Origin of the sequence: Nitrosomonas marina, from assembly GCF_900110145.1 — a bacterium.
Classification (GTDB): domain Bacteria; phylum Pseudomonadota; class Gammaproteobacteria; order Burkholderiales; family Nitrosomonadaceae; genus Nitrosomonas; species Nitrosomonas marina.
This window is the reverse complement of record NZ_FOCP01000005.1, coordinates 22,594-47,405: the sequence shown is the minus strand read 5'-3', so window position 1 is coordinate 47,405 and position 24,812 is coordinate 22,594. Positions and strand designations below refer to the sequence as shown.

Here is a 24,812-nt window from a genome sequence, read left to right as displayed (position 1 = left end):
CGACAGTTCAAGCGTGAATTATCGCTGTCTGACGGACCGAAAAAACAAAGCGAATGGAGAATGGAACTGCCGTCAATTTGCGCTTAAATTCTGTTTTTTGTTACACATTCGCCGTTCCGTGTGCCAATCCAGGCATTTCCCCGAGTGTTCACTTTACAGATACATTAAAATCTGTTGTTGCTACAACGGTAACGGGTGACGATCATCGCCACCCGTTCTACGCCAGGGTTTAGGCCGCGAGTGTATCAACGACCGGAAAGTCGATTTCAGTACCCAGAACTTCATTGATATAGTTGGTCAGGGTATTGAGTGCGACATTACCGATGATTTCAACAATTTCAGCATCGCTGTAGCCTGCATCACGAATTGCCTGCAAGTCGCTATCAGAGACGGCGCCCCGGTTTCTGGTGATCTTGACGGCGAAACTGACTGCGGCAGCAGCCTTCGCATCGCTGGATGTTCCTCTGCGGGCCGCTTCAATCTCGGCTTTGCTCAGTCTGGCAAGATTGGTGCCAAGGTAGCTGTGGGCCGCAAGGCAATAATTGCAACCATTGATCTGGGCAACAGCCAGTGCAATGCGCTCGCGTATTTGCGGTGAAAGTGAGCCCTTCCCAAGTGCACCGTTCAGCCCCAGATAGCCTTCAAGCGTCTCGGGGCTGTTGGCAACGATACGGAACAGGTTTGGAACACTTCCCAGCAGTTTGTTCACTGCTTCAAGCGATCCTTTTGAAGCTTCCGGTGCGTCGTGGATTGATGCGGGTGTATGTATGCGTGACATAACTGTTCTCCTTGTCATTGAGTGAATGGAGTAATGACTATACAGTTATTCATTAATGAAATAATTGGCTAAAATAATAATTAACTATTGCTGTTATCGTAATAATAATCTTATGATAAGGATGAATATTCAATGGATAAGCTGGAAACAATCCGTATCTTTGTCGAGGCGGCTGTCAATCGAAGTTTTGTGGCGGCAAGCCGTAATCTTGATATTTCGGCGCCTGCGGTAACTCGGGCGATTGCTCAGCTGGAAGCATCTTTGAGAGTAAAACTGTTTAACAGGTCAACGCGGCATGTTCGCCTGACCGATTCAGGCGAACGGTTTTTAACGGACATGAGACAACTCCTCGAAGATCTGGAACTTGCAGAAGCGGCGGCGTCCGGGAGTTATCTAAACCCAAAGGGGACTTTGTCCATTACCGCCCCGGTATTGTTCGGTCAGAAATACATCATGCCCATTGTCGCCGAGTATCTGGGACTTTACCCGGATGTTTCAGTAAAGACCGTGTTTTACGACCGTGTCTGCAATTTGTTGGAAGAAGGTCTGGAGATTGCAATCCGTATTGGCCACTTGCAAGACTCAGGCCTCTATGCGACGCATGTGGGGAATGTCAACCGCGTCGTCTGCGGGTCTCCCGGGTATTTTTCAACTTACGGCATTCCGAAGTGCCCCGCCGATTTAGTCGGCCACAAGATCATCATGGCCTCAACGGTTGAGCCGTCAACATCGTGGAAGTTCGCAGCCTCCGGTACAAAAGAAACAGTCAAGATTATGCCGCACCTCGACTGCAACCATAACGGCGCTGCGCTGAATGCCGCTATCCTGGGCTGCGGTGTCACGCGGTTGATGTCCTATCAGGTTGGGGAGGATATTCAAGAAGGGAGATTGCAGAAAGTACTCGACGCGTACGAATCAGACCCGCTTCCGATTCATATTATTCATCTTGAAGGACGTCGAACCACCGCAAAAATACGCACTTTCATAGACCTGTCCGTCGAACGGTTAAGAGCCAACCCTTTTATTAACTAAAAATAGAATGTCTCAAGGAAGTTTTTACACAGTGGAGCTGTTGTCACTGTTTAAAACTTGACCGTGTAATGCGGGGTCATTGAAACCGGTGTCAACAACTTTGTTTTAAACGTTATCCACACTTTCCAGATGCTTTGTAATCTTCCCGCTGCTCTTTGCTTCTGCTGCGGTTACCAGATTTTAAGGTGTTTCACTTCATCGCCCGGATTTTCTTGCAACCAATCTGTTGCTGCAGGTGCTCGGTTTATCTTCTACGGAACAGCGGTAATGTTAAAAGCAAAATTTAATAGACTTTTAGCTATTTCCTGATTTTTTCCCACAATTTCTCCAGCCGCTTCACCGAGACCGGTCTCGGTGTTTTCAGTTCCTGCGCGAACAGCGACACCCGGAGTTCTTCGAGTTGCCAGCGGAATTCGGTCAGATTCACGTCATCGATGCTTAATTTCCGGTGTTTTTCGAGGCAATGTTGGTAACGCGACCAGAGAACATTGATTTCCGCAGCCTGCTGTTCGTCGCGCGGCAGGTTGCCGGACGATTTTTCCAGGCGTACGTGCATGGCTTTGAGATAACGCGGAAAATGTTTTAGTCTCTCCCATGGCGTTTCACCAATAAATCCGGGATAAATCAGATGGTTGAACTGCTGGTCGAGATCGGCTGCAATGCGGGGATTGGCTTGCTTGGTCGACGATCTGTATTGCATCAATGCATGATAAGCTTCGGCGATTTCACCCAGTACCCGGGTATAATTTTCGATTACCTGCGGCAGGCGCTCTCTCGCCTTTGGTAGCTGAGCAGTATAGGCCTGTTCTGTTCGGGGAAGCGGGTCGTTTCCGACAAACGCCCGGTCGGCAATGGTGTCGATCAAATCCTGCTTCAGCTCGCCGGGATTGATGCATGTGGTTAATTGCAACGCAGCCTGGCGAAAACCGGGAATGCTTTTATCGAGCTGCTTCATGTGTTCTCGAAACTCAAGCTGCATCAGTCGGCCAACTCCTGTGCGCATGGCCTGCTCGGCTGTGGCCGGGGTATCAAACAGGCGGATCGCCACATGATCTTTTTCGTCGACAAGCGCCGGATAACCGATTAGCTTGCGACCGCTGCGCGTGAAGGTGATTTTCTCAGGCAGATCGCCAAAATCCCAGTGTTTGATATCGTCACGCTCGATACCGGCTTTTTCATCATCAAGACTCAACTGGCGAAATGTTGATTGCGCAGCGCTGCCAAACTGTGCCTGCAGCTCGGCGAGATCGCGGCTCATTGCGCATTCTTCGCCAGCTTCGTTGACAATTCTGTAATTTATCAGCAAGTGCGGCGGCATGGTTTTATCTTCCCAGGTGTCGACTGGAATGGTCAATGTTGTTTTGCGCAAAATAAATTTCGCCAGCGCGTCGCGAATCGCTGCATCCTGCGGGGATGCAGACTGCCATTGCAGAAACTCTGTCACCGATTCGGGGATTGGCACAAGCAGGCGGCGCACCTGCTTGGGAAGTGCTTTGAGATACCAGGTTATTTTTTCGCGGACCAGTCCGGGTACAAGATAATCAAACTGTTCGGCATCAAGCCGGTTCAGCACGGGCAGGGGAATGGTGACGGAAACACCGTCGAGCACGTGTCCCGGTTCAAAACGGTAGCTGAGTGCAAAGCTGCTGCCGTCGGATAATGCAAGTTTTTCCGGGAATTGCACTTCGACTGCATCACCCGAATGCCGGGTCAGCAGCTCACGGTCCAGATACAGCAGCTTTGGGTTTTCGCGTTCGGCCTGCTTGCGCCAGTGCTCAAATCCGGCGCCGTTATAGATGTGGTGCGGAATGCGCTCATCATAAAATGCAAAAATCGTTTCATCGTCTACCAGTACGTCCTGTCGTCGGGTTTTATGTTCCAGATCCTCGACTTCCTTGACAAGCTGACGATTATGCGCAAAAAAAGGTGCTTGGGTGTGATACTCTCCAGCAACCAGTGCGCCGCGAATAAACAGCTCTCGCGATTCTTTCGGATTAATTCGACCGTAATGTACCGGCCTTTTGGTGACGACAGGCAATCCGTACAGAGTGACGCGCTCATAGGCAATGACCTCGGCACGTTTTTTCTGCCAGTGCGGGTCGAAATAATCATGTTTGCAGAGACTGCCCGCAATTTTCTCCAGCCATGCCGGATCGATACGTGCGACACAGCGTCCGTACAGCCTGCTGGTTTCAACCAGTTCTGCGCAAACTGCCCATTTGGTCTTTGCCTTGCCTTTTTTAAGCGCGGACCCCGGAAAGACGGAAAATCTGATGCCGCGCGCGCCCAGATATTCGCCTTCCTTTTCTGTTTTGTAGCCGATATTGCCAAGCAGTCCTGCAAGCAGTGCGCGATGTATTTCATCATAGGTTGCCGGGACTTCATTTGGCCTGAATCCGAATTCCTTAACCAGTACATTGAGCTGGTTATGGATTTCCCGCCATTCGCGCAGACGTCGATAAGACAGAAACTGATCGCGGCACTGCGCGACGAGTTTGCGGTTGGATTTCTTGTTTTTGAGCAGTTTGTCAAAATATTCCCATAGCTTGAGGTAGCTCATAAAGTCGGAACGCTCGTCAAGAAACCGCCGGTGCGCCTGATCGGCGGCATCCTGATACTCGAACGGCCTGTCGCGCGGATCTTGCAGGCTGAGTGCCGAGGCGATGATAAGTACTTCGTGCAGACAGTTCTCGCGCTTGGCCGCTAGAACCATGCGCGCGATGCGAGGGTCAATAGGAAATTTCGACAGTTGCCAACCCAATTGAGTCAAACGCTTGTTCTCGTCAACACCCCCGAGTTCTGTCAGTAGCTGATAACCGTCCGCGATCATGCGCGCAGACGGGGGCTCCAGAAATGGAAAGTTCTCCACATCGCCGATTTTCAGCGATTTCATGCGTAAGATCACTGAAGCCAGCGACGAGCGCAGAATTTCCGGATCGGTGAATGCCGGCCTGGACTGATAGTCTTCTTCTGAATACAGCCGGTAGCAGACACCGCTGGCGATACGCCCGCAACGTCCGGCACGCTGGTTGGCTGAAGCGCGCGATATTTTTTCCGTCTGCAGTTGCTCGACTTTGTTGCGATAACTGTAGCGGTTAATGCGCGCCCGGCCGGTATCGATAACGTAGCGTATTCCCGGCACGGTCAGTGAGGTTTCTGCGACGTTGGTTGCGAGTACGATGCGTCGTGCCTGCCCTGGTTTGAATACACGCTCCTGCTCGTTGAATGACAGACGCGCAAACAGTGGCAGGATTTCCGCACCGGGAATGACGGATTGCTGGCGGTCGAAATGATGTTTGCGCAACGATTCGGCAGTTTCGCGTATTTCGCGTTCACCCGGCAAAAAAACCAGAATGTCGCCCGATTGGCTTGTTTGCACGATTTCATCGACAGCATTAAGAATTTTCTGTTGCATATCGACATCTTCATCGTCTGGCACGACTGGCTGATAGCGAATTTCAACGGGATAGGTGCGTCCCGAGACTTCAATCACCGGCGCATGATTGAAATGCCTGGAAAATCGTTCGGCATCAATAGTGGCGGATGTCACAATCAGTTTGAGATCGGGCCTTGACGGCAATAACCGGCGGATATAACCCAGCAAAAAATCGATGTTCAGGCTGCGTTCGTGCGCCTCGTCGATAATAAGGGTATCGTATGCCTGCAGCCTGGGATCACCTTGCGTCTCTGCGAGCAGGATACCGTCGGTCATGAGTTTGACATAACTGTCAGTGCCGACCTTGTCTGAAAATCGCACCTTGTAACCAACTGTTTGCCCCAGCGTCGTTCCCAATTCGGCCGCGATTCGTTTAGCGACCGAACGGGCAGCGATACGGCGTGGCTGGGTATGACCGATCATTCCGTGTACGCCACGCTGCATTTCCAGGCAGATTTTGGGTAACTGCGTGGTTTTTCCGGAGCCTGTCTCGCCGCAGATAATGACAACCTGATTCTCGGCGATCGCCTGTTTAATGGCTTCGCGTTTGGCAACTACAGGCAGGCCATCGGGATACACCGGCTGGGGCAGACGCGCCAGCCGGCATGTTGATTTGTCCGGTAAGTCGGTTTCCATAATCCGGCAGATCCCTTACTTTTTTTGCATAACCGCCAAAAAAATATCCGATGACAATCGCGCTTCAAGCCATCGAATCAGGTGTATATACTGTGATGCATAAAACCAGTGTTTGTCGACATGGGCAAACTGCCGGATAAACGGAAAAATGGCAACATCCGCGATCGTCAGCCGGTCACCCATCAGATAATCATTATGGCATAGCCGCATATTCAGTGCTTCCAGGAAAAATATCGCTCGCTCTCTATAATGTTCTGTCGGGTGCTCAGGATGACGTGCCGAGTATTTATATTTGTCGAGCGCTTCTTTAAATGCGCCGTCGTTTTGTGAGATTAGCGACTCAGCTTTGTCAGACAGGTTGTTTGGACTGTCCAGCCATTTTTCTGGGTCGTTTATTGCCAGCGCCCACTTCATTATATCGAGACTCTCTTCAATGACGCGACCATCGGCTAATCGTATAACAGGTACGGTGCCTTTGGGTGAACATTCCAGAAGCGCAGCGGGTTTGGCACGAAGATCGACTTCATGCATATTCACCTCGATACCGCTGATTTTAATGGCCATCCTGGCGCGTATGGCATAAGGACAGCGGCGAAATGTAAACAGCAATGGTTTCATGTGCTAAATTGCAGATCAGGTTGTAGAATGATTTTGGGCACGGTGTTTTTTGATCAGATCATAAGCTGTCTGAATTTCCTTGGCCTGTTCGGTAGCGACGGAAACCATTTCCTCCGGAAGACCCTGGCCTGTCAGTTTGTCCGGGTGATACTGGCTCATCAGTTTGCGGTAAGCGCGTTTGATCTCCTGGTCCGAACTGCGACGACTAACGCCAAGCGCTTTGTAGGCTTCTTCCAGTGCATCGACCGAAGTCACAGGCTGGCCGCCGGCAAAACGCGTTTGGTTAATCACCATCTCCAACAGGCGGTCGTATGCTGCCTTGCTATAACCCAGACGTCCGGCAATCTCTTTTAACAACCGTAATTCTGCGGTATTCAGCTGTCCGTCCGAAAGCCCCACGCTGATCAGATATACCAGCAGCATTTGTCGTAGATTGTTAGAACTGCCGCATACAGTCATGAACTCGGCCAGTTTGGGTTTGATATCGAACATGGGCGTGGCGCCGCGTTTAAACAGCGCGATCGCTTTGAGCCGATGATCGGATGTCATGCCGAGCTGGCGCATGAACTGCTCGACGTGCGCCACTTCATTTTCGGAGACCCGGCCGTCGACTTTGGCCAGTTTCCCCATCAGAACAAAAACGGTTTCGAGAAACACGGACTGGCGACGTGCAGGCGAGATAAAACTTATGCCACCAGCGCCCGGAGACTTAAACCGGTCGATGATGCTGCCCACCAAGAATCCCAGAATACTTCCCAGGATACCCAGAACAAAAAAGCCAGCTATGGCACCCAGAATCTTAAACAAAATGTTTTCCGGAAAACTTCATACAAGTGCAAGAGCAAGCTATCAGTCAGCAAGGACTGTGCATAAACAGTAATTCATAACCATATTATACTGCCTGACAGCCGGATGATTCATTATCCGACCTTTTGGACAGGTCAGCCACATACCAGTCCATTGCCGATTGCAGTCCTTCCCGAATTGCATGTGTTGGCTCAAATCCCAGCAGTTCACGAGCCTTGCCGATATCCGCCTGAGAATGACGCACATCGCCCTTGCGAAAATCAGTGTACTCAGGATTAAACGTATTCAAATGAGGAAACTTATCCACAAGCAATACATGCATCATGGTAAAAAGCTGGTTCAGGCTTGTGCGTTCATTGACTGCAACATTATAAACTTGATTAATGGCGTCTTTCCTGGAAGTCAATGCTGACAGTATATTTGCCTGCACGACATTGTCGACATAACAAAAATCCCGGCTGGTTTCACCATCACCATTGATGTAGAGCGGTTTGTTTCTGATTAGCGCTGATACCCACAACGGTATGACAGCGGCATAGGCGCCATTGGGGTCCTGACGGGGCCCGAAAACATTGAAATATCGTAAACCGATGGAAGCCGTACCGTAACAGCGTGCAAAGACGTCAGCGTACAGTTCGTTGACATATTTGGTCACTGCGTAAGGCGAGAGCGGCTGACCAATGATGGATTCAACTTTGGGCAAGCCGGGATGATCGCCATACGTTGAACTCGATGCAGCATATACGAAACGCTTGACTCTGGCGTCTCGTGCGGCAACCAGCATATTCAGAAAACCGGAAACATTGTTTTCGTTGGTTAGGATCGGGTCATTTATCGAACGCGGCACAGATCCCAATGCGGCCTGATGCAACACGAAATCCGCGCTTTCGCAGACGTCCTTGCATGTTTCGAGGTCGCGAATATCACCCGTGACGAATCTGAAGTTGTTCCAGTGATCGGCGCCCACGATATCTTTGACCTGATCCAGGTTATGCTGATAGCCGGTTGAAAAGTTATCCAGTCCGATTACGCGCTGATTCAATTTCAATAATTTTTCAAGCAGATTGGAGCCGATGAAGCCAGCGACTCCGGTAATCAGCCAGGTAAAACGGTTTTCAGTCAGATGTTGCTGCATATCCTGATAGCGCGTCATTTCGTGTTCCTTGCAAAATTGAATCAAAGTCGCCAAACATGAAAACCCGAAGCACGCAGTGCAGTCTGACTGAATTTTGATTTCACATCGATAAAGCACCCGTTTTCAACAAGCTTGGAGTGTAAATCGGGCATTGTTTTGGTTAGAAACTCAATATGGGAAACGGCCACAATCATGGCTTCGGCGCGTGGCAGATTCTCCCATGATTCGAGCGCGATATTGTATTCGTCCCTGGCTTCGTCAGAATCGGTCACTGGATCGCATACATGAGTTTCGACGCCGTAATCCTGCAGTTCGCGGATGATATCAATTACCTTGGAATTTCTCAGGTCGGGACAGTTTTCCTTGAATGTCAGGCCGAGTACATTTACTTTGGCTCCGCGAACATTAAAACCGGCTTTAATGATCTGCTTGATGGTTTGCTCGGCAACATATTTTGCCATATTGTCGTTAATGCGACGGCCAGCAAGAATCACCTGTGGCATGTAACCGATCATCTCAGCCTTGTGTGTCAGATAGTATGGATCAACACCAATGCAGTGACCGCCCACGAGACCGGGACGAAACGGAAGGAAATTCCATTTTGTTCCCGCAGCTTCCAGAATATCCAGCGTGTCTATATCGAGTTTATTAAAAATCATTGCCAGTTCATTCATCAACGCGATATTCAGGTCACGCTGCGTATTCTCGATTACCTTGGCCGCTTCAGCCACCTTGATACTGGCCGCACGATATACGCCGGCCGTCACGATGCTTTCATACAATTGCGCGATTTTTTCCAGTGAGCTCTCATTGTCGCCCGATACGACTTTGACAATCGTGGTTAAGGTGTGTTCTTTATCACCGGGATTGATACGCTCTGGAGAATAACCGACATGAAAATCCTGCTTCCACTTCAAACCTGAGAATTTCTCCAACACGGGTATACATACTTCCTCTGTTGCGCCAGGGTATACTGTTGATTCATATATGATAATAGTGCCGGTTTTTATGTTCCTGCCAACCGTTTCGCTTGCGCTAATCAATGGCCTGAAGTCAGGTTGATGCGCCTGATCAACAGGGGTGGGGACGGCGACCACGATAAAATCGGCTTGAGCCAGATCGGCAGGGTCAGTAGTAAAAACAAGCTGCCCGGCCTGTTGCAATTCCTCGGTTGAAACTTCACCTGTAGGATCGACGTGTTGTCGATAATTGTGAATTTTTTCACTGGAAAGATCAAATCCGATTGTTTGACGTTTTTTACCAAACTCAACGGCCAGCGGCAAACCCACATAACCCAGTCCAACCACAGCAACAATACCCATAAATTTTTTCTCCAGTTCAACGTTTTCGCAAAATCAAAAAACCATTCATATACTATAGATGTTTTAATGATGGATAAATACTGTACTATAGCGTCAGATTCTTCAATTTTTTGAACGCACGATAACAATTGATCATCATTACTTCAAACTAAGCTGTATTTGCTGGTTTTATATGTGTAAACAATACCAGCCCGGGTATGCTATAAATAAAAAACAGTTGACAATTATTTCGTCATTGGGTTAGTAGAAAGTGCAGCGTGCGTACAAATGCTTAACAATGCTTTGATAACAGGCGTAAGAAAATATATTAACGGTATTTTAAGTTGCTGATATGCAGATAAAACAAGGTACAAGTAAATAGCTACCGGTCAATCATGTGTTAATAGCGGTATAAAAGACAAAACGTCAGTGTATAAGGCGTCGTTGTTTCCCGGTCAGGTGCTGTTAATTAACACATGATTTTCGAATGTGGTGTTTAATTAGATACGGGCGTTTTATTAACCAGTACAGAACAATCAACTGTTTCCGCGAATAATACAAATTGGAGAATGAATATGCATAACCTTTTTTCCCGTTATCAACAAAAATGCTGGCTAAACGAAGTTAAATCCGCTTTGGTATGCGTTTTGATTATACTTGGTTTGGCGGCATGCGGCGAAACGAAAGACGCAGAAACGCTGATTACCGAAGCCCTCGAATATCAGAAAAAAGGTGATGTCAATGCAGCCATCATTCAATTCAAAAATGCAGTACAGCAGGAGCCTGATAACGCAAAAGCACGTTTCTTGCTAGGGGCTGTTTATCAGCAGCATAATGATCTGTTATCTGCCGAGAAAGAACTGAACCGGGCGCTTGATCTTGGCATGGATGCTCAAACAGTACTTCCGGTCTTGTACCAGGTGCTGTTTGATCTGGGCAAATACCAGCATTTACTGGAAACAATTGAACAAAATCCAGCAGCCAGTTCTGATAAAGACAGCCAGGTACTGCTCGGAAATACATTTCTGGTGTTAATGCGGAATCAGGAAGCCAAAGAAATTTTTGATCGATTGCTTGCTGAAAATCCTGATTCTCCGGATGCTTTGATTGGACTGGCCAAATATGCGCTTGCTGAGAAGGATATGGTGCTTGCCTCTAAATATACTGATCAGGCAATCAATAAAAATCCGGAAAATTTAAGTGCCTGGACATTTAAAGCAAACATGTTACGTGCGCAAAACAAGTATAAAGAGGCATTAGACGCATTCAGCAGGGTTGTACAGTTGGCCCCTAATAATGCAAATGCCTATTACAACAAAGCGACAGTTGAAATCAGTCTTGGCCAATACGACGATGCCGAAAAAAGTATAGAACTTGCGCGAGAAATAGCACCGGATAACATTTTGTTACATCAAGCGCAGGCTTTTCTGGATTTTCATCAGGGAGAGCATGCAAAGGCACTGAATTCCATTCAGACTGTACTCAGCGCAGCTCCCGAGCATCTGCCCAGCGTGTTACTGGCCGGTGCAATACAGCTTTCACTGGGCTCATTTATACAGGCAGAACAATATCTTGAGCAATATCTGAAAAATATTCCTGGAAATATGTATGCGCGCAAGCTGATGATTAACGCGCTGCTTAAAAATAACAAGACTCAGCAGGCTATCGATTATCTGGAGCCTGCTTTGCCAGTCGCGCAGCAGGATCCGCAGCTGCTTGCATTGGCCGGCGAAGTGTATATGCGAACTGGTCAATACACCAAAGCCTCGGAATTTTATGAAAAAGCCAATAAACTCGCACCGAATAGCGCGATGTTACATACTGCGCTTGGCATGACACGATTGGCTATGGGTGACCGGGAACAAGGTATAGCCGAGCTTGAGATGGCTACCGATCTGGATAAAGGCTCTCCAAGAGCTGGCATTTTACTGGTCTTAACGCATTTTCGCGCCAATGAATTTGACAAGGCCTTATCGGAAATAAATGAACTGGAACAATCGAATCCACAAAACCCGCTTTTTCATAACTTAAGAGGCGTTGCGTATATGGGCAAAAAGGATTTTGCCAAGGCTCGCGAAAGTTTTAATAAGGCGCTTTCGGTTCAACCCGAATTTTTCCCGGCCATTTCCAATCTTGCCCGGCTCGATGTATTAGACCAGAAACCCGAAAATGCTGAAAACAGGTTTAAGGCCCTGCTCAAAAAAGATGATAAGAATGTACAGGCAATGAACGCGCTGGCAGCATTGGCTATATCCCAGGGCAACGTAGATGAGGCAACGCAATGGCTGGAGATGTCCAGTAATAAAAATCCGAATGTGCTGGATCCGGCATTGCATCTGGCTGCACATTATTTAAACCAGGGTGGGCAGGAAAAAGCACTGCTTCTTGCCAGAAAATTGTATGGAACGTATCCAAACGAGCCCCGTGTCCTCGAGTTATTAGGGCAGGTGCAGCTTGCACAAAAGAATTATTCCGCTGCTCTGGATAGCTACGAAAAACTGGCGGCGCAATTACTTGATTCAGCTGCTGCGCAGTTAAAAATCGCAGAAATCAATGCAGTTATGAAAGATTACGCTGCCGCTGATTCTGCTCTGAAAAAAGCTTTGTTCATTAACCCAAACTTTATTCAGGCAAAAGCTGCGCAGGCCAGGTTGGCCATGCTTGAAAACAATGAGAACAAAGCGTTATCGATCGCACAAAGAATGCAAAAAGAGCATGCAGACATGCCAGCCGGGTATGCGCTTGAGGGTGATTTGATGATGCAGCTAAAAAGACCGGAAGCAGCAGTGGCCGCTTATGAAAAAGCTTTTGCTGTGAAGCAGACCAGCTTGCTTGCTATTAAAATTCACACAGCACTCACTCAGTCCGGCAAGGAAGCAAAAGCACAGGCGCATATTTCACAATGGGTCACTGACAATCCGCATGACATTGCAACACGCTTATATCTCGCCAATACGTTTTTAAACAAAAATCAATACAACGATGCGGCCAAAGAGTATGAGGCGATTTTACAGAATTATCCAAACCAAATCACATCATTGAACAACCTTGCATGGTTATATCATCAGAGTAATGATCCTCGAGCCCTCGAATATGCGCAGAAAGCCTATGAAATCGCGCCAGGATCTCCGGCTATCGAAGATACTTTCGGCTGGATTCTTGCGCAAAAAGGTGAGCTGGAACGGGCACTTCAATTATTAAAGAATGCCGTATCCAAAGAACCGGATAATGCAACAATACAGTATCACTACGCCCATACCCTGGCCCAAACCGGTAAACAGAGCGAAGCGCGCCAGATATTGGACAAGATAACAAAATCAGACACAGCCTTTCCTGAAATCAGCGAAGCCAGAGAATTGCTTAAGCAGATACAATAGGACTTTAGTAAGTTACAAAAATCAACAGAAACTGGCAATGAAATGCCCATTGCTCAGCCCGGGACCGAATAGCAGGCGCTGTATAACAGGCAGAGCCTGCTTGTGGTTCCGGACTCGCGGTTTCACTCAGTTGTTCATGTGAGTTCCGCCCATTGCTCCGGTGTAAAGGTTTTCATTGACAATGCATGGATTTCCTGTTTCATTTTGTCGCCAAGCGCCTGGTATACGAGCTGATGTTGTTGGATCGTCCGTTTTCCGATGAACTCGGCGCTGACAATAACCGCCTGAAAATGATGGCCATCATCTCCTTCTACACGGACTAGTTCACAAGGCAATGAAGTTTCTATGTGGTTTTTTATATTTTCTGCTGTAATCATTTCTTTCTCATGTAAAAATTGATATCGTAATCGATAAACTGTTTTTTATCATCCCTATTTCCTGTTTGGTTTTTTGCCGGTTTTAGTCAGCGATACGTCAATAGTACAATGTGTGAGCTGCAATTTGGATTGCTTGAGAATCTGTTAGACATGAAAATTAACAAATTTTTCTCAACTTTATTAGAAAATGATGATCAGATGAAATATAGTTGAATAATTAGATTGAATTGCTTTCAAAACTGAAATTTGATTCATTATTTTTATAGAAAGACACTCCTGTACTACAATCAAACATATTGATCAGAAAATTGTCAGCGTGGCCCGGACTTTTAAAATTCTAATTTATTTTTTGATGATAAACAGTGTTTAACAAATTAAGTATAGCAACCTACAATATTCACAAGGGGTTTTCCAGTTTCAATCAGCGTCTGATTGTGCATAAACAGAGAGACTGTTTGCGCGGTTTAAATACCGACATTGTTTTCTTGCAGGAGGTGGTTGGGCACCACACTAAACACGCTGCGCGTTTTACCAATTGGCCGGACGGCAGTCAGCATGAATTTTTTGCTGATTCGGTGTGGCCTGAATCAGTGTACGGCAAAAATGCTGTCTATAAATCAGGGCACCACGGCAATGCCATTTTGAGTCGATATCCGATAGTTTCCTGGGAGAACGAAGATATTTCGGCCCATCGGTTTGAAAGCCGGGGTTTGTTGCACTGTGAGATCAGCATACCCAAATGGGAAGAGAACCTGCATTGTATTTGTGTACATTTGGGCCTTTTTAAAAAGGGCAGACACACACAGCTAAAAGCTTTAAAAAAACGTATCAAAAGACTTGTTCCTGCGCATGCGCCTCTGGTTATCGCGGGAGATTTCAACGACTGGCGTGAAATAACAGGCCCAACCGTTGCGGATGCACTCGATCTTACAGAGGTTTTTGAATTCACTGACGGCAGGGCAGCGCGGAGTTTCCCATCTGCGTTACCGATATTGCGCCTGGATCGCATATATGTCCGTGGTTTTCATATAGAGAATGCATGCGTACATCATGGGCATCCCTGGTCCAAAACATCTGATCATGCAGCCTTATCCACCAATGTCATTCGTAGATGAGCAAGGCGACGTATGTAGGTGGCAACGCAATCAGGCTGCTTCATAATGGCAGGGAATATTTTCCGGCCCTGGAACGAGCGATCGATTCCGCGCAGTATGAAATTCATCTAGAAACTTATATTTTTGCTGATGATTTAACTGGAAGGACAATATCTTCAGCACTGATTCGTGCTGCTCAGAGAGGTGTATCCGTCCATTTGCTAATGGACGGATTCGGTTCTTATAAACTGTCAAACAGTTTTATTCAGAGTATGCTGGACGCTGGTGTAAAAATATTGATATATCGGCGTGAAGTATTTTTCTTCAGGTTGCGCCGGCACCGATTGCGCCGCATGCACCGGAAACTCGCAGTAATTGATGCCCGCATTGCTTTTGCAGGCGGTATCAATATTATTGATGATTACACGCAACCGTTTGATCAAGTGCCGCGTTTTGATTTTGCAATTTTAATAGAAGGCCCGCTTTTAAAAAAAATTTATGCATCGGTACAACGTTTATGGTCCATCGTTGCCTGGGCGCATTTTAAGAAACGCTGGATCAGGTCGGTAAAACTTTCGCCTGCAGTTAAACGCAAGGGCGATCAGCTCGCTGGTTTTCTGATACGCGATAATTTCCGCCATCGTCACGATATTGAGCGAGAGTATCTGGAGGCTATTGACACTGCACAAAATGAAATTATCATTGCCAGCGCATACTTTCTTCCCGGTCGGCATTTTTGCGATGCATTAAATAAAGCAGCCAGGCGCGGCGTTAAAGTCAAGTTGTTGCTACAGGGGAAAGTAGAATACCGGTTGCAGCACTACGCAACACATGCCTTGTATGGCAAACTGCTTGATGCGGGCATTAGAATTTATGAGTATGCGCAAGGTTTTTTGCATGCCAAAGTTGCTGTCATCGATCGCTACTGGGCGACGGTTGGTTCTTCAAATATTGATCCATTCAGCCTGATGCTTGCGCGCGAAGCTAACGTGGTCATAAAGGATCGTGATTTTGCCGATCAGCTCAGATCGAGTTTAATGCGTGCTGTAGCCAAGCAGTCCTTATTGGTGGCGCGCACCAGTTGGCAGTCAAGATCCTGGTTTTACCATGCTGTCAACTGGCTAAGCTATTATATTATCTATTACGCGCAGAGTATTCTGGGTTACGGTCACAAGCCCGCCAAGCATCATATTGCCGTATAATTGATTATGATGTTAGACAAAGGAGCGCTGGATCAGAAACAGCTTGAGCAAATTGCTGTCGCAGCCCGACTACTGAGGCGGGGCGGTATTGTTGCGTTCCCCACCGAGACAGTCTATGGATTGGGTGCTGATGCAACCAATACAGATGCTGTCCAGAAAGTGTATACAATCAAACAGCGTCCTGCAGATCATCCCCTAATCGTGCATATTGGCCATATGGCGCAACTGGATATCTGGGCGCTGGAAATACCAGAAGCGGCTCGGTTGCTGGCCAGACATTTCTGGCCCGGACCTTTGACATTAATCCTGAAGCGCAGCGCGCATATTCCGGATTGCGTTACCGGTGGTCAGGATACCGTTGGTTTACGGATACCCGCACATCCTGTAGCGTTAGAACTGCTTAATATGATCGGACCAGATAAAGCGATTGCAGCACCATCCGCAAATCGATATGGCAGAATCAGTCCGACCGCTGCGGTACATGTACGTAACACCTTGAGTAACAAAATTGATATGATACTGGATGGAGGCACCTGTAATATCGGTCTTGAGAGTACAATTGTCAGTTTTGAAAATGATGCGGTTTTTTTACTGAGACCTGGTGGAATCTCTGTTTCGGCGATTGAATCAGTCTTAAGTAAACCAGTGATTTCGTATAAAAATAGAAAAACTGCAGTACGAGTACCCGGTGCAATACCCTCTCACTACGCACCTGCAACACCGCTTCAGCTTTTTCATCTGCCTGAACTCGTTCAAACCGCAATTAAGCTTGCTGCGCAGAATTTGCGCGTAGCTGTGATCACCTGGTCTGATGCCGGTATGTCACAGTTCAATGTTCCTTATATTCAACATGTTAAAATGTCTTCAGATCCTGTTCGTTATGGCCAGCAACTTTATGCCGTTCTCCACCAGCAAGACCAGGCAGCGATTGATTATATTTTAATGGAAACGCCACCGGAGCTGCCGGCATGGCTCGCTATATCCGACCGCTTGCAGCGCGCAAGCCAAGCTTATTTATAATTTATTACTATGCACGCAAACAATACACTAAAAGCCGTTTTATTTGATGTTGACGGTACACTGGCTGATACTGAACAAGATGGCCACCGTCCTGCATTCAATGCCGCATTTCAGGAATTCAACCTTCCCTGGCACTGGGATATCCCGTTATATGGTGATTTGTTGCAAATTACCGGCGGCAAAGAAAGAATCCGCTATTTTATGGAACAATATGCGCCAGAAGCGCTGAACAGAGAAGATCTGGATGAATGGATAGCCAGTGTGCATAAAACCAAAACGCGTCATTTCAAAAAACTCATGGAGCAGGGGGGTATACCGCTTCGACCCGGTGTTAAGCGCCTGATTCATGAACTGCGTAGCAAAAACATCAAGATTGCCATTGCAACTACAACAACACCCGAAAATGTCGCTTATTTGCTGCAATCAACGATGGGAGTGGATGCGATGGAACTATTCGATGTGATAGGCGCAGGTGATATTGTTCCGAAGAAAAAACCCGCCCCTGATATTTATTTCTGGGTTATGGAGAAATTAAAACTGGAGCCGGCCCAGTGTCTCGCAATCGAAGATTCTGAAAATGGCTTGAAAGCGGCTCTCGCAGCAAACCTGCCTACATTAATCACTGTTAATAATTATACGCGCCTGCAAAACTTCGAAGGCGCTCTGGCCGTATTGTCAGATTTGGGTGAACCGGAAAAAGAATTCTCGCAAATCACACATAATCCGGTTCTTGTAGATAAACATTGGATAGATACCGGGACCTTGCAGCAGTTGACTGAAAAATGATGCCGTTACTGTATGCTGGACGTAATTTGCGTCTGATACCTGAAAGAAAATCACTTTGCTATTTGCTTTTCCCGTATTTCGTCAAGTGTTTTACAATCAATGCATAGCGTTGCCGTAGGGCGAGCCTCAAGACGTTTCAATCCAATCTCAATACCGCAGCTTTCACAATAACCATAATCTTTGGAGTCGATTTTGGCCATAATTTCATCTATTTTTTTAATGAGTTTGCGTTCTCGATCGCGATTTCGTAATTCCAGTGTCATATCGGATTCCTGGCTCGCACGGTCGTTTGGGTCTGCAAATACAGTGGCTTCATCCTGCATTGTATGCACAGCCCGGTCAATATCTTGACCCAATTCAACTTTCAAACCCTCAAGAATCTTGCGAAAATGATCAAGCTGTTCCGGGCTCATATAATCTTCACCCTCTTTTGGTTCGTAAGGCGTTACATTTTTGCTCTGTAGCTCTTGCGGCATCTTAATGTGCTCCTAATTTTCCTGTTATTGTGGGTAAAAATTGAATTACAGCCTCAAAGTTTAACAAGATATTATACAACAATTTATTTTTTTCGATGCAATACTCATATATAGAGGAATTTTAAAAAAAATCGCTGCGTTCAGTAACTTAATTTCACTAACCACATCAGCCATAATTGAAATAACATACACATGACAGCTTGTTTCATTATTAATAATATTACTGCTACAGTAATATAACCATGTATGCGGATAGCAGTTTTAATCGTAATATCCATTAGTCAGAGTGCCAAATGGAAGTTGCACGAGTATGAATATTAACGGATAATAGCGGATTGCTTAATGAGAAGCAGTGAAGTAAAATTTTTCTCTTTTTTGGTTTACAGCGCAAGGGTATAAAAACAATGAAAGCAGGTATACATCCCGACTATCAGGAAATAACAGTCACATGCAGTTGTGGCAATGAATTCAAAACGCGCTCGACTTTGGGTAAACCCTTGAGTATTGAAGTTTGTTCAGTTTGCCATCCTTTTTATACAGGCAAGCAAAAAATTGTCGATACCGCGGGCCGTGTGGAAAAATTCCGTCAGAAGTACGGTACTCAGATACCAAAGCGCAGCAGTGCAAACGCAAAAGCTTCTTCTTAACATCTTACTCGCAGGAAGTTGATTTTTTTCGGCGAAAACGCTTATTAGATATTTTTAGCACTTTTTGTTGTTAACTTAAAGCGAAATATGTATTGGGCGAGAGTGTTTTGACGACTGAGAAGCTGCCTGAGGACTGAGAAGTTGCCTGAGTTGTAGCTGCTGTGTTATCCCGATTACAGATCATGTTGGAAATTCAATCTCCGCGCTATCTTATACTATAACAAACTGCTTTTTAGCAGTTTGTTATAGTTGTAATACTTCTGAGCATTCGTATCCCATTGTAAAATGCTGTTATCCTGGATTTATCCAGCATGACGCAAGGTTTTCTAAGACGTTCGCAGTAACGTTTTGTTATCCAGAAAGCTTCATGCCTGATGCAGTCTATCGGGCATATGACCAGATCAGTCAGTGCCAGTAGCCTGTGCAATGAATCTAGTGAAGCATCATTACCACCGTGAAAGCACAGAAACCGCCCGCCTGCATCCTCAATTATTTGCTGGTAGGCGGGATACAAATGCTTTTGTCCACCCACACATAATACAGAACGGCCTGCAAAGTTGGTATTGTTTGATTCTTCCAAACGTGTGCAAGCTTTAATAACCGGAACATTAGATAGTCGGCTGACCGGGCGGGCAGACCTTTCAGACTGTCTTGCTGATACTGAACCAGGGACGGCGGGTTGATTGATAAATGCTTTGAGGCATCGAAGAATTGCACCAAAGGGCTGGAAGCGGACTGACGTGACAGGCATTGAAGTTACGGTGCCTGCACTTGCAAAATCCGGCGACATGAAATCGTAAACCATTTTCTTTATCTGTTTCATCATTCAAAACATCCGATAAAAAAAGGCTGGCTTGCCTGGGGAGGAGCAGGCTGGCTTGCCAAAGTGCCGAGGTCAAAGGAGAAAGGATCAACCCCTGCGGCAACAAAATAAATAACTGTTTATTTGGTCAAGATCAACTTGCCGCTACGTGTTTTCCGCAGCAAGTAACACTCGCCATGGTGCTGTATATACACAACATTACTGTGCGCAAACAACGTGCTGCTATCTATCGCCAGATTATAAGAAGGTGTCTCTGTAACCTGCATATTTCCGTGTTGCATTGCCTGCGACTGTATTTTGGTTGAATCATACATAAAATACTACCTCTTTAAATGAGAATGATTCTTATTATACTCATGTTATTTTGAAATACAATACCTGCAGAATAATATTTTCCGGTTAAAATTTTGGTAGTCGATCAAATTCAACCTCAGTAATCAACGGTGTATCTTCTTGAGTTTAAGGGTTAAGCTTGTGTTTCCTGAAAACTAAACTAGGGGGCAGCCATGAAATCGAGAAATTTAAAATGCATTGTACCAATGTTGTTCTTATGCTTTGCATGCGTGATTTCTGTCGGTGTATCTGCAGAAGTTATTCCCGGTACGTCATTGAGCGTTCACTTCGAGTCCGGGAATGTGGTAGGCAGTGGCCGAAATATTAATATGCATCGCGTACCGGTTATAAACGTTGAGACTGGTCAGTCAACGCTGTACGATGTTGCGTTCCGGTTTACTTTTAATCCTGCCGATGGATTTATGTTTGAGCAGATATCTTCGGTAGTGGTTTCGCAGCCTGTGTCCGTGGCAAATATTACTCCTGGTCTCTATAAAGACCAGACCGATCTGTGTTATCTGCTGGAAAGGCCATCTGTGTTGGATGATAATCGTAGTTTATACACAATCCGGGGAGCCGATAATACGGCTTCAGGAGCATGTCGCAGTAACACCCCCGACTATTTCACTGCTCAGATCATATCAGGGTCAGCAACGGGACATCCCGATATTGATAATAGAGAGATTGTACCAAGTCTGGCTGATACGTATGTTTATGGTGTTGTTGCCGATGATGCGCGATTTAATGGTGTTCCTATCAATCAGAATTGGCGGCAAAATTCATTAATCGGCGCGCGTCAGAGTGGTGAGCAGTTAATACTCGGGCTGTTTAGTGATGGCGTAGACGACTTTAAAGACCCGCTGGAAACCGCTATTCTGACCAGGGTGGTCGAATAATCATTACTTTATTTTCAGGGATTATGCATTTCACTTAATGAAGAACGCATAATCCCGGTGCAAGGAGATTAAGCTATTCTGGTACCGCATCGAACTGATGTGGTAGGGTTCTTTAATGATAATCAGACAATCAGGAATGTTCCTGCAAGCTTTCGTCCTGTCACTGCCTGCTGTGATGACGGTTCACGCGGAAACCTGCAAGACCATACAATTTCAGCAAGGCACCAACAGTACAACGATCGCGGGCATCGCGCCCCCGGACAGCGTAATCTGCTATACGATTACAACCGCTATCGGACAAACGGTCGACCTTGCGGTTTCGGGTTCAAATATGGTGTTTTCAGTGGAAGGTTTGATCGATGCACAGCAAAAATTTCAGTTTACTGCAGAACAGAAAAGCTATCGGATTAATGTCGGTCAGTTGATGCGTGCTGTGGCGGAAAAACCCTATACACTAGCTATTTTCATAGAGTAAAAGTTAGTGTTGTCGTGTGTTATGACGAGCAAACAAAACATACAACGACATCAAAACAAGAATTGCAAAAGCGGCAAACGACCAGTCAGAAATAGTCAATGACAGGAATTCCCAGTCGACATCGGCGCAGTCGCCATTTGCCTCGAACATACCGGGCCACCACTGTGCAAACGGTAATGAATTGAGAAAAACCTCTTCCGGGCTGATACCGCATTCAAATGACTCGGGATATCGAATCAGCCAGGATTGCCGGAAAGCGATTACCGCACCGGTAGTTGCAAAAATAGCCATAAAAAAGCAGGCAATCCTGCGCCCGATTGCCTGTGCATTTCCCAGACATGCCAGCAATGCTGTTAAACCGACCAACCAGTATGCAAGTCGTTGTGCAACGCAAAGCGGGCAGGGCAGCAGATTGTCGACATGCTGCAGGTATTGGGCGTAGCCGAGTAGTGTCGCGCAGATTAGGAAAACGACTAAAAAAAGTTTTCTCATCTAATATCAATAATAACGCCAGCCATTGTTGCGCCACTGATAATGGTACGGGTAGTTTGAGTACCATGAGCGCTGGAAAATCGGGCGCCAGCGGTTACTCCATAGGTAATACTGTCTTTCGGTGTGTTTAAGGCGCGTGGCCTCAGTCAGCAATTCTTCCGATTCCTTATCGCCCGCAGCCGCCGCCAGAGATAACCATTTTTCAGCTTCACGGAAATCTGGTCCCATCTCTTCCAAACCTGTCAAATAAAGTCGTCCAAGTGCTTTTTGTGCGTCAAGATTACCACGATCAGCTGCATTGCGCATCCATTGTATCGCCTGATAGCTATTACGTTTGATACCGTCACCCCGGAAATAGCGTAGTGCAAGATCATAAGCCGCTACAGGATCATCTTCCGCCATTGCAATCAATGCAGCTGCCTGGTGCTGCTCGTCAGTCATCACCGGATCTGACGCGCTTTGATATTGAACCGTTTGCATCGGACGGTCATAGCAGCCTGATGAATCGCAAACCCGGTCATAACCCGTATATCGCGGCGAGGTTGCACATGCTGTCAATAAACCGCATGTAACAGAAAAAGTAACCATTACAATTAACGGCTTAAATTGTTTCTGTTGAGACATTTTTTAGTATTTTGTTTAGCCGGATGTTAATTATCATACTATAATCAATGCATAAGAATAACAATAGAATAACAATAATTTTTTTTCATTAATATCTAATTGCAAAAAACATTCAATTTAGGGGGACCCACCGATGATGGATAAAATCAGAGCCGATATCATGCTAAATAAAGGCCTGATGCTTACAGTATGTATTCTAGCGGTTGCAGGTTGCGCAAGCGTCACGCCCGGGACATACCAGACAGCTAGCACTGGTGCTGCCGCCGGGGGCGCTAGTGTCGGTGCAAACCCAACGCTGGAACGTTGTGAAAAAACACTGGGAACACTCGCCGTTGACGATGGACGTGCTGCCGACTGGTATGGCCGTTTTGGCAGCACTACCAATATTACCACTATCGAACCACTGATTCGTCTGGCAGTGCAGCAGTCCAATTGTTTCGTCATCACATCTATCGGTAATCTAAGAACAGACAGTCGGATGTCCCGCATTACCGATATACAGCGCAATTCCGGTGAATACCGCGCAGGTTCCAATCAGCAAGCAGGGCAGCGTGTAGCAGCTGATTATTATATGGAGCCCAGCATTATTATTGACAATGCTTCGACCGGTCAGGTCGGCGGTGCTATGGCCGGCGTCCTAGGTTCATTTGTACATCCATCGATTGGTCAACTTGCAGGTGCAATGGAATCAAGAGCCTCTGTAGTCACATTAACATTATTTGATATTCGATCGGCAATTCAGATTTCTGCTTCAGAAGGCAGCGCTACTGCGAACAATTTCAGCGCAGCGCTCGGCGCATTCGGAAGCAGAGGCGGTGCTGCATTGAGTGGTTTTTCCAGAACGCCATCAGGTAAGGCAACGGTCGCAGCCTTTATTGATGCTTACAATGGCATGGTGCGCGCGTTAAAACATTACGAGGCTCAGAATGTAGAGGGCGGTCTTGGAACTGGTGGCGCACTTCATGTGAACTAGTCAGCGGTTTTTTAGAAAACTGGAAACGTGCTGTTTTCAATCAATTTTGCGTTTCCAAACAGTGCGCTATGTTTTGTAGCGCGTCATATCCGCGATTCCCGCCGCTGCAAATCCTTCCCGCCGGATACGGCATGAATCACAGACACCGCACGCGCGTCCCGCTTCGTCTGCCTGATAGCAGGAGATTGTAAGACTGTAATCGACGCCTAAAGCTGCTCCTGTTTTGATGATGTCTTTTTTCGGCAAATCGATCAGTGGCGTGTGGATAGTCAGTTTATTGCCTTCGATGGCGGTTTTGGTTGCCAGATTGGCCATTTTCTCAAATGCCTGGATATATTCGGGTCGGCAATCGGGGTAGCCGGAATAGTCAACAGCGTTGATGCCGATAAAAATATCCCGGCAGCCGATTGTTTCCGCCCACGCCAGTGCTAGCGACAGCATGATGGTGTTGCGGGCAGGGACATAGGTTATGGGTATGCCGCCGTTATTTTTACCGGTTGGTACAGCAATTGAAGGGTCGGTCAGCGCCGATCCGCCAAATGTGGATAAATCCACTGAAATGATTTTGTGGTCGGCAACGCTTATCGCATTGGCAACGTTCCTGGCTGCATTGAGTTCGGATTCATGCCGTTGGCCATAGTTGATACTGAGCGCACTACAGTCAAATTGACGGTCTTTGGCGATGGCGAGCGTGGTAGCTGAATCGAGACCGCCAGACAACAACACAACAGCTTTGGCCCTGGCACCTGTAGAATTTGTCATGCGTCTATCGTCCGGGGCCGTCGCCCCACAGTAATTTATGCAGCTGTATCTGCAAGCGAACAGGCAGATGGTCGCGCAGAATCCATTCGGCCAAGGCAGACGGATCGAGCTGGCCGTATACGGGTGAAAACAATAACGGACAGCGGTTCTCCAGGCGGCAGGCTTTGATTATCTGGTGCGCCCACTGATAGTCTGCTTCATCACACAATACAAACTTGACTTCATCGTGTGGTGTCAGGTAGTCCAGGTTGGCCCAGTGATTTTTATCCATCTCACCCGATCCGGGTGTTTTGATATCCATGATTTTGCTGACCCGTGGATCAACACCGGATAAATCCATGGCGCCGCTGGTTTCGAGCGAAACTGAATAATTACGGTCGCAGAGTGCAGTGAGCAGTGGCAGGCAGGATTTCTGGGCGAGCGGTTCGCCACCGGTAACAGTCACATAGTGTGTTTTATAGTTTGCGACCTGTTTTAATATGGCGGCAATTGTCATATGCTCGCCGCCCGTAAATGCATAGGCTGTGTCGCAGTAACCGCAGCGCAGGGGGCAGCCTGTCAAACGTACGAAAACGGTTGGTAAACCGCTGCGGCTTGTTTCACCCTGTAATGAATGGAAAATTTCACTGATCCGCAGAGATACGGTTGTATCACTGTTTGTCGATGTTGGATCTTTGGAGGTGCTGCTGATGAGACTCAAATTTATGACTGT

Annotated in this window: 24 protein-coding genes; 10 read left to right on the top strand and 14 right to left on the bottom strand. The window is 46.8% G+C overall.

Going from position 1 to position 24,812, the window contains the following annotated elements; all coding sequences use genetic code 11:
* Positions 1-229: 229 nt before the first annotated feature.
* On the bottom strand, positions 230-778 hold the full coding sequence (locus BMX44_RS04815) for a carboxymuconolactone decarboxylase family protein (RefSeq protein ID WP_090628780.1): 549 nt from the start codon (positions 776-778) through the stop codon (positions 230-232).
* Positions 779-910: 132 nt separating this feature from the next.
* Between BMX44_RS04815 and BMX44_RS04810 the strand changes: the two genes are divergently transcribed.
* Positions 911-1,810, top strand: a complete 900-nt coding sequence (locus tag BMX44_RS04810; RefSeq protein WP_090628778.1) for a LysR family transcriptional regulator — start codon at positions 911-913, stop codon at positions 1,808-1,810.
* A gap of 298 nt (positions 1,811-2,108) precedes the next feature.
* On the opposite strand, the gene hrpA is transcribed toward BMX44_RS04810, so the two are convergent.
* The 5 genes from hrpA to BMX44_RS04785 form a co-directional block, all read right to left on the bottom strand.
* The gene (gene hrpA, locus BMX44_RS04805) at positions 2,109-5,882 is read right to left on the bottom strand and encodes an ATP-dependent RNA helicase HrpA (protein ID WP_090628775.1); all 3,774 of its coding nucleotides are present in this window, start codon (positions 5,880-5,882) and stop codon (positions 2,109-2,111) included.
* Positions 5,883-5,897: 15 nt separating this feature from the next.
* The gene (locus tag BMX44_RS04800) at positions 5,898-6,500 is read right to left on the bottom strand and encodes a glutathione S-transferase (RefSeq protein WP_090628772.1); all 603 of its coding nucleotides are present in this window, start codon (positions 6,498-6,500) and stop codon (positions 5,898-5,900) included.
* 15 nt (positions 6,501-6,515) lie between these two features.
* Positions 6,516-7,307 (bottom strand): co-chaperone DjlA, encoded by a 792-nt coding sequence (gene djlA / locus BMX44_RS04795; RefSeq protein ID WP_090628769.1) that lies wholly within the window; start codon positions 7,305-7,307, stop codon positions 6,516-6,518.
* Positions 7,308-7,392: 85 nt separating this feature from the next.
* Positions 7,393-8,460, bottom strand: a complete 1,068-nt coding sequence (locus BMX44_RS04790; RefSeq protein ID WP_090628762.1) for an SDR family oxidoreductase — start codon at positions 8,458-8,460, stop codon at positions 7,393-7,395.
* Between the two features lie 23 nt (positions 8,461-8,483).
* The gene (locus BMX44_RS04785) at positions 8,484-9,764 is read right to left on the bottom strand and encodes a nucleotide sugar dehydrogenase (RefSeq protein WP_090628759.1); all 1,281 of its coding nucleotides are present in this window, start codon (positions 9,762-9,764) and stop codon (positions 8,484-8,486) included.
* A gap of 554 nt (positions 9,765-10,318) precedes the next feature.
* Here BMX44_RS04785 and prsT point away from each other — a divergent pair.
* The gene (gene prsT, locus BMX44_RS04780) at positions 10,319-13,120 is read left to right on the top strand and encodes an XrtA/PEP-CTERM system TPR-repeat protein PrsT (protein WP_177167672.1); all 2,802 of its coding nucleotides are present in this window, start codon (positions 10,319-10,321) and stop codon (positions 13,118-13,120) included.
* 134 nt (positions 13,121-13,254) lie between these two features.
* Here the strand turns inward: prsT and BMX44_RS04775 are convergent, their stop codons facing one another.
* Entirely contained in the window at positions 13,255-13,497 is a 243-nt protein-coding gene (locus BMX44_RS04775; protein WP_090628755.1) for a BolA family protein, read from the bottom strand.
* Positions 13,498-13,859: 362 nt separating this feature from the next.
* On the opposite strand from BMX44_RS04775, the gene BMX44_RS04770 reads away from it, so the two are divergent.
* The 4 genes from BMX44_RS04770 to BMX44_RS04755 are packed head-to-tail and all read left to right on the top strand — an operon-like array spanning position 13,860 to position 17,599.
* A complete protein-coding gene (locus BMX44_RS04770) occupies positions 13,860-14,612 on the top strand; it encodes an endonuclease/exonuclease/phosphatase family protein (protein ID WP_090628752.1) in 753 nt (250 codons plus the stop codon).
* Positions 14,609-15,793, top strand: a complete 1,185-nt coding sequence (gene clsB / locus BMX44_RS04765) for a cardiolipin synthase ClsB (protein ID WP_090628749.1) — start codon at positions 14,609-14,611, stop codon at positions 15,791-15,793. The genes BMX44_RS04770 and clsB overlap by 4 nt, the downstream gene beginning before the upstream one ends.
* 9 nt (positions 15,794-15,802) lie before the next feature.
* On the top strand, positions 15,803-16,813 hold the full coding sequence (locus BMX44_RS04760; protein ID WP_090629124.1) for an L-threonylcarbamoyladenylate synthase: 1,011 nt from the start codon (positions 15,803-15,805) through the stop codon (positions 16,811-16,813).
* A gap of 9 nt (positions 16,814-16,822) precedes the next feature.
* Complete coding sequence (locus BMX44_RS04755) at positions 16,823-17,599, top strand: HAD family hydrolase (RefSeq protein WP_090628747.1); 777 nt, start codon at positions 16,823-16,825, stop codon at positions 17,597-17,599.
* 50 nt (positions 17,600-17,649) lie between these two features.
* Here the strand turns inward: BMX44_RS04755 and dksA are convergent, their stop codons facing one another.
* A complete protein-coding gene (dksA, locus tag BMX44_RS04750) occupies positions 17,650-18,075 on the bottom strand; it encodes an RNA polymerase-binding protein DksA (RefSeq protein WP_090628744.1) in 426 nt (141 codons plus the stop codon).
* 404 nt (positions 18,076-18,479) lie between these two features.
* On the opposite strand from dksA, the gene rpmE reads away from it, so the two are divergent.
* Complete coding sequence (gene rpmE, locus BMX44_RS04745; RefSeq protein ID WP_090628741.1) at positions 18,480-18,722, top strand: 50S ribosomal protein L31; 243 nt, start codon at positions 18,480-18,482, stop codon at positions 18,720-18,722.
* 232 nt (positions 18,723-18,954) lie between these two features.
* Here rpmE and BMX44_RS04740 read toward each other — a convergent pair whose 3' ends face one another.
* Both BMX44_RS04740 and hemP read right to left on the bottom strand, forming a co-directional pair.
* The gene (locus BMX44_RS04740; RefSeq protein ID WP_090628739.1) at positions 18,955-19,548 is read right to left on the bottom strand and encodes a DUF2325 domain-containing protein; all 594 of its coding nucleotides are present in this window, start codon (positions 19,546-19,548) and stop codon (positions 18,955-18,957) included.
* Between the two features lie 116 nt (positions 19,549-19,664).
* Positions 19,665-19,859 (bottom strand): hemin uptake protein HemP, encoded by a 195-nt coding sequence (hemP, locus tag BMX44_RS04735; protein WP_143056885.1) that lies wholly within the window; start codon positions 19,857-19,859, stop codon positions 19,665-19,667.
* Positions 19,860-20,051: 192 nt separating this feature from the next.
* Here hemP and BMX44_RS04730 point away from each other — a divergent pair, with 192 nt between their 5' ends.
* Both BMX44_RS04730 and BMX44_RS04725 read left to right on the top strand, forming a co-directional pair.
* Positions 20,052-20,774 carry a hypothetical protein gene (locus tag BMX44_RS04730; RefSeq protein WP_143056884.1) on the top strand — a complete coding sequence of 241 codons (723 nt, stop codon included), beginning with the start codon at positions 20,052-20,054 and terminating at the stop codon, positions 20,772-20,774.
* A gap of 115 nt (positions 20,775-20,889) precedes the next feature.
* On the top strand, positions 20,890-21,249 hold the full coding sequence (locus tag BMX44_RS04725) for a hypothetical protein (RefSeq protein ID WP_143056883.1): 360 nt from the start codon (positions 20,890-20,892) through the stop codon (positions 21,247-21,249).
* 3 nt (positions 21,250-21,252) lie between these two features.
* On the opposite strand, the gene BMX44_RS04720 is transcribed toward BMX44_RS04725, so the two are convergent.
* Together BMX44_RS04720 and BMX44_RS04715 are read right to left on the bottom strand one after the other, a co-directional pair.
* Positions 21,253-21,741, bottom strand: coding sequence for a disulfide bond formation protein B (locus BMX44_RS04720; protein WP_090628730.1), 489 nt, complete (start codon positions 21,739-21,741; stop codon positions 21,253-21,255).
* A gap of 6 nt (positions 21,742-21,747) precedes the next feature.
* Positions 21,748-22,365: a tetratricopeptide repeat protein gene (locus tag BMX44_RS04715; protein ID WP_218143922.1), complete on the bottom strand. Its 618-nt coding sequence runs from the start codon at positions 22,363-22,365 to the stop codon at positions 21,748-21,750.
* Between the two features lie 136 nt (positions 22,366-22,501).
* Between BMX44_RS04715 and BMX44_RS04710 the strand changes: the two genes are divergently transcribed.
* Entirely contained in the window at positions 22,502-23,338 is an 837-nt protein-coding gene (locus tag BMX44_RS04710; protein WP_245738836.1) for a CsgG/HfaB family protein, read from the top strand.
* A 66-nt stretch (positions 23,339-23,404) separates the two neighbouring features.
* Here BMX44_RS04710 and queC read toward each other — a convergent pair whose 3' ends face one another.
* Both queC and queE read right to left on the bottom strand, forming a co-directional pair.
* Positions 23,405-24,100, bottom strand: coding sequence for a 7-cyano-7-deazaguanine synthase QueC (gene queC, locus BMX44_RS04705; RefSeq protein WP_090628724.1), 696 nt, complete (start codon positions 24,098-24,100; stop codon positions 23,405-23,407).
* A gap of 4 nt (positions 24,101-24,104) precedes the next feature.
* Positions 24,105-24,791, bottom strand: a complete 687-nt coding sequence (gene queE, locus BMX44_RS04700) for a 7-carboxy-7-deazaguanine synthase QueE (RefSeq protein ID WP_177167683.1) — start codon at positions 24,789-24,791, stop codon at positions 24,105-24,107.
* Positions 24,792-24,812 lie beyond the last annotated feature (21 nt).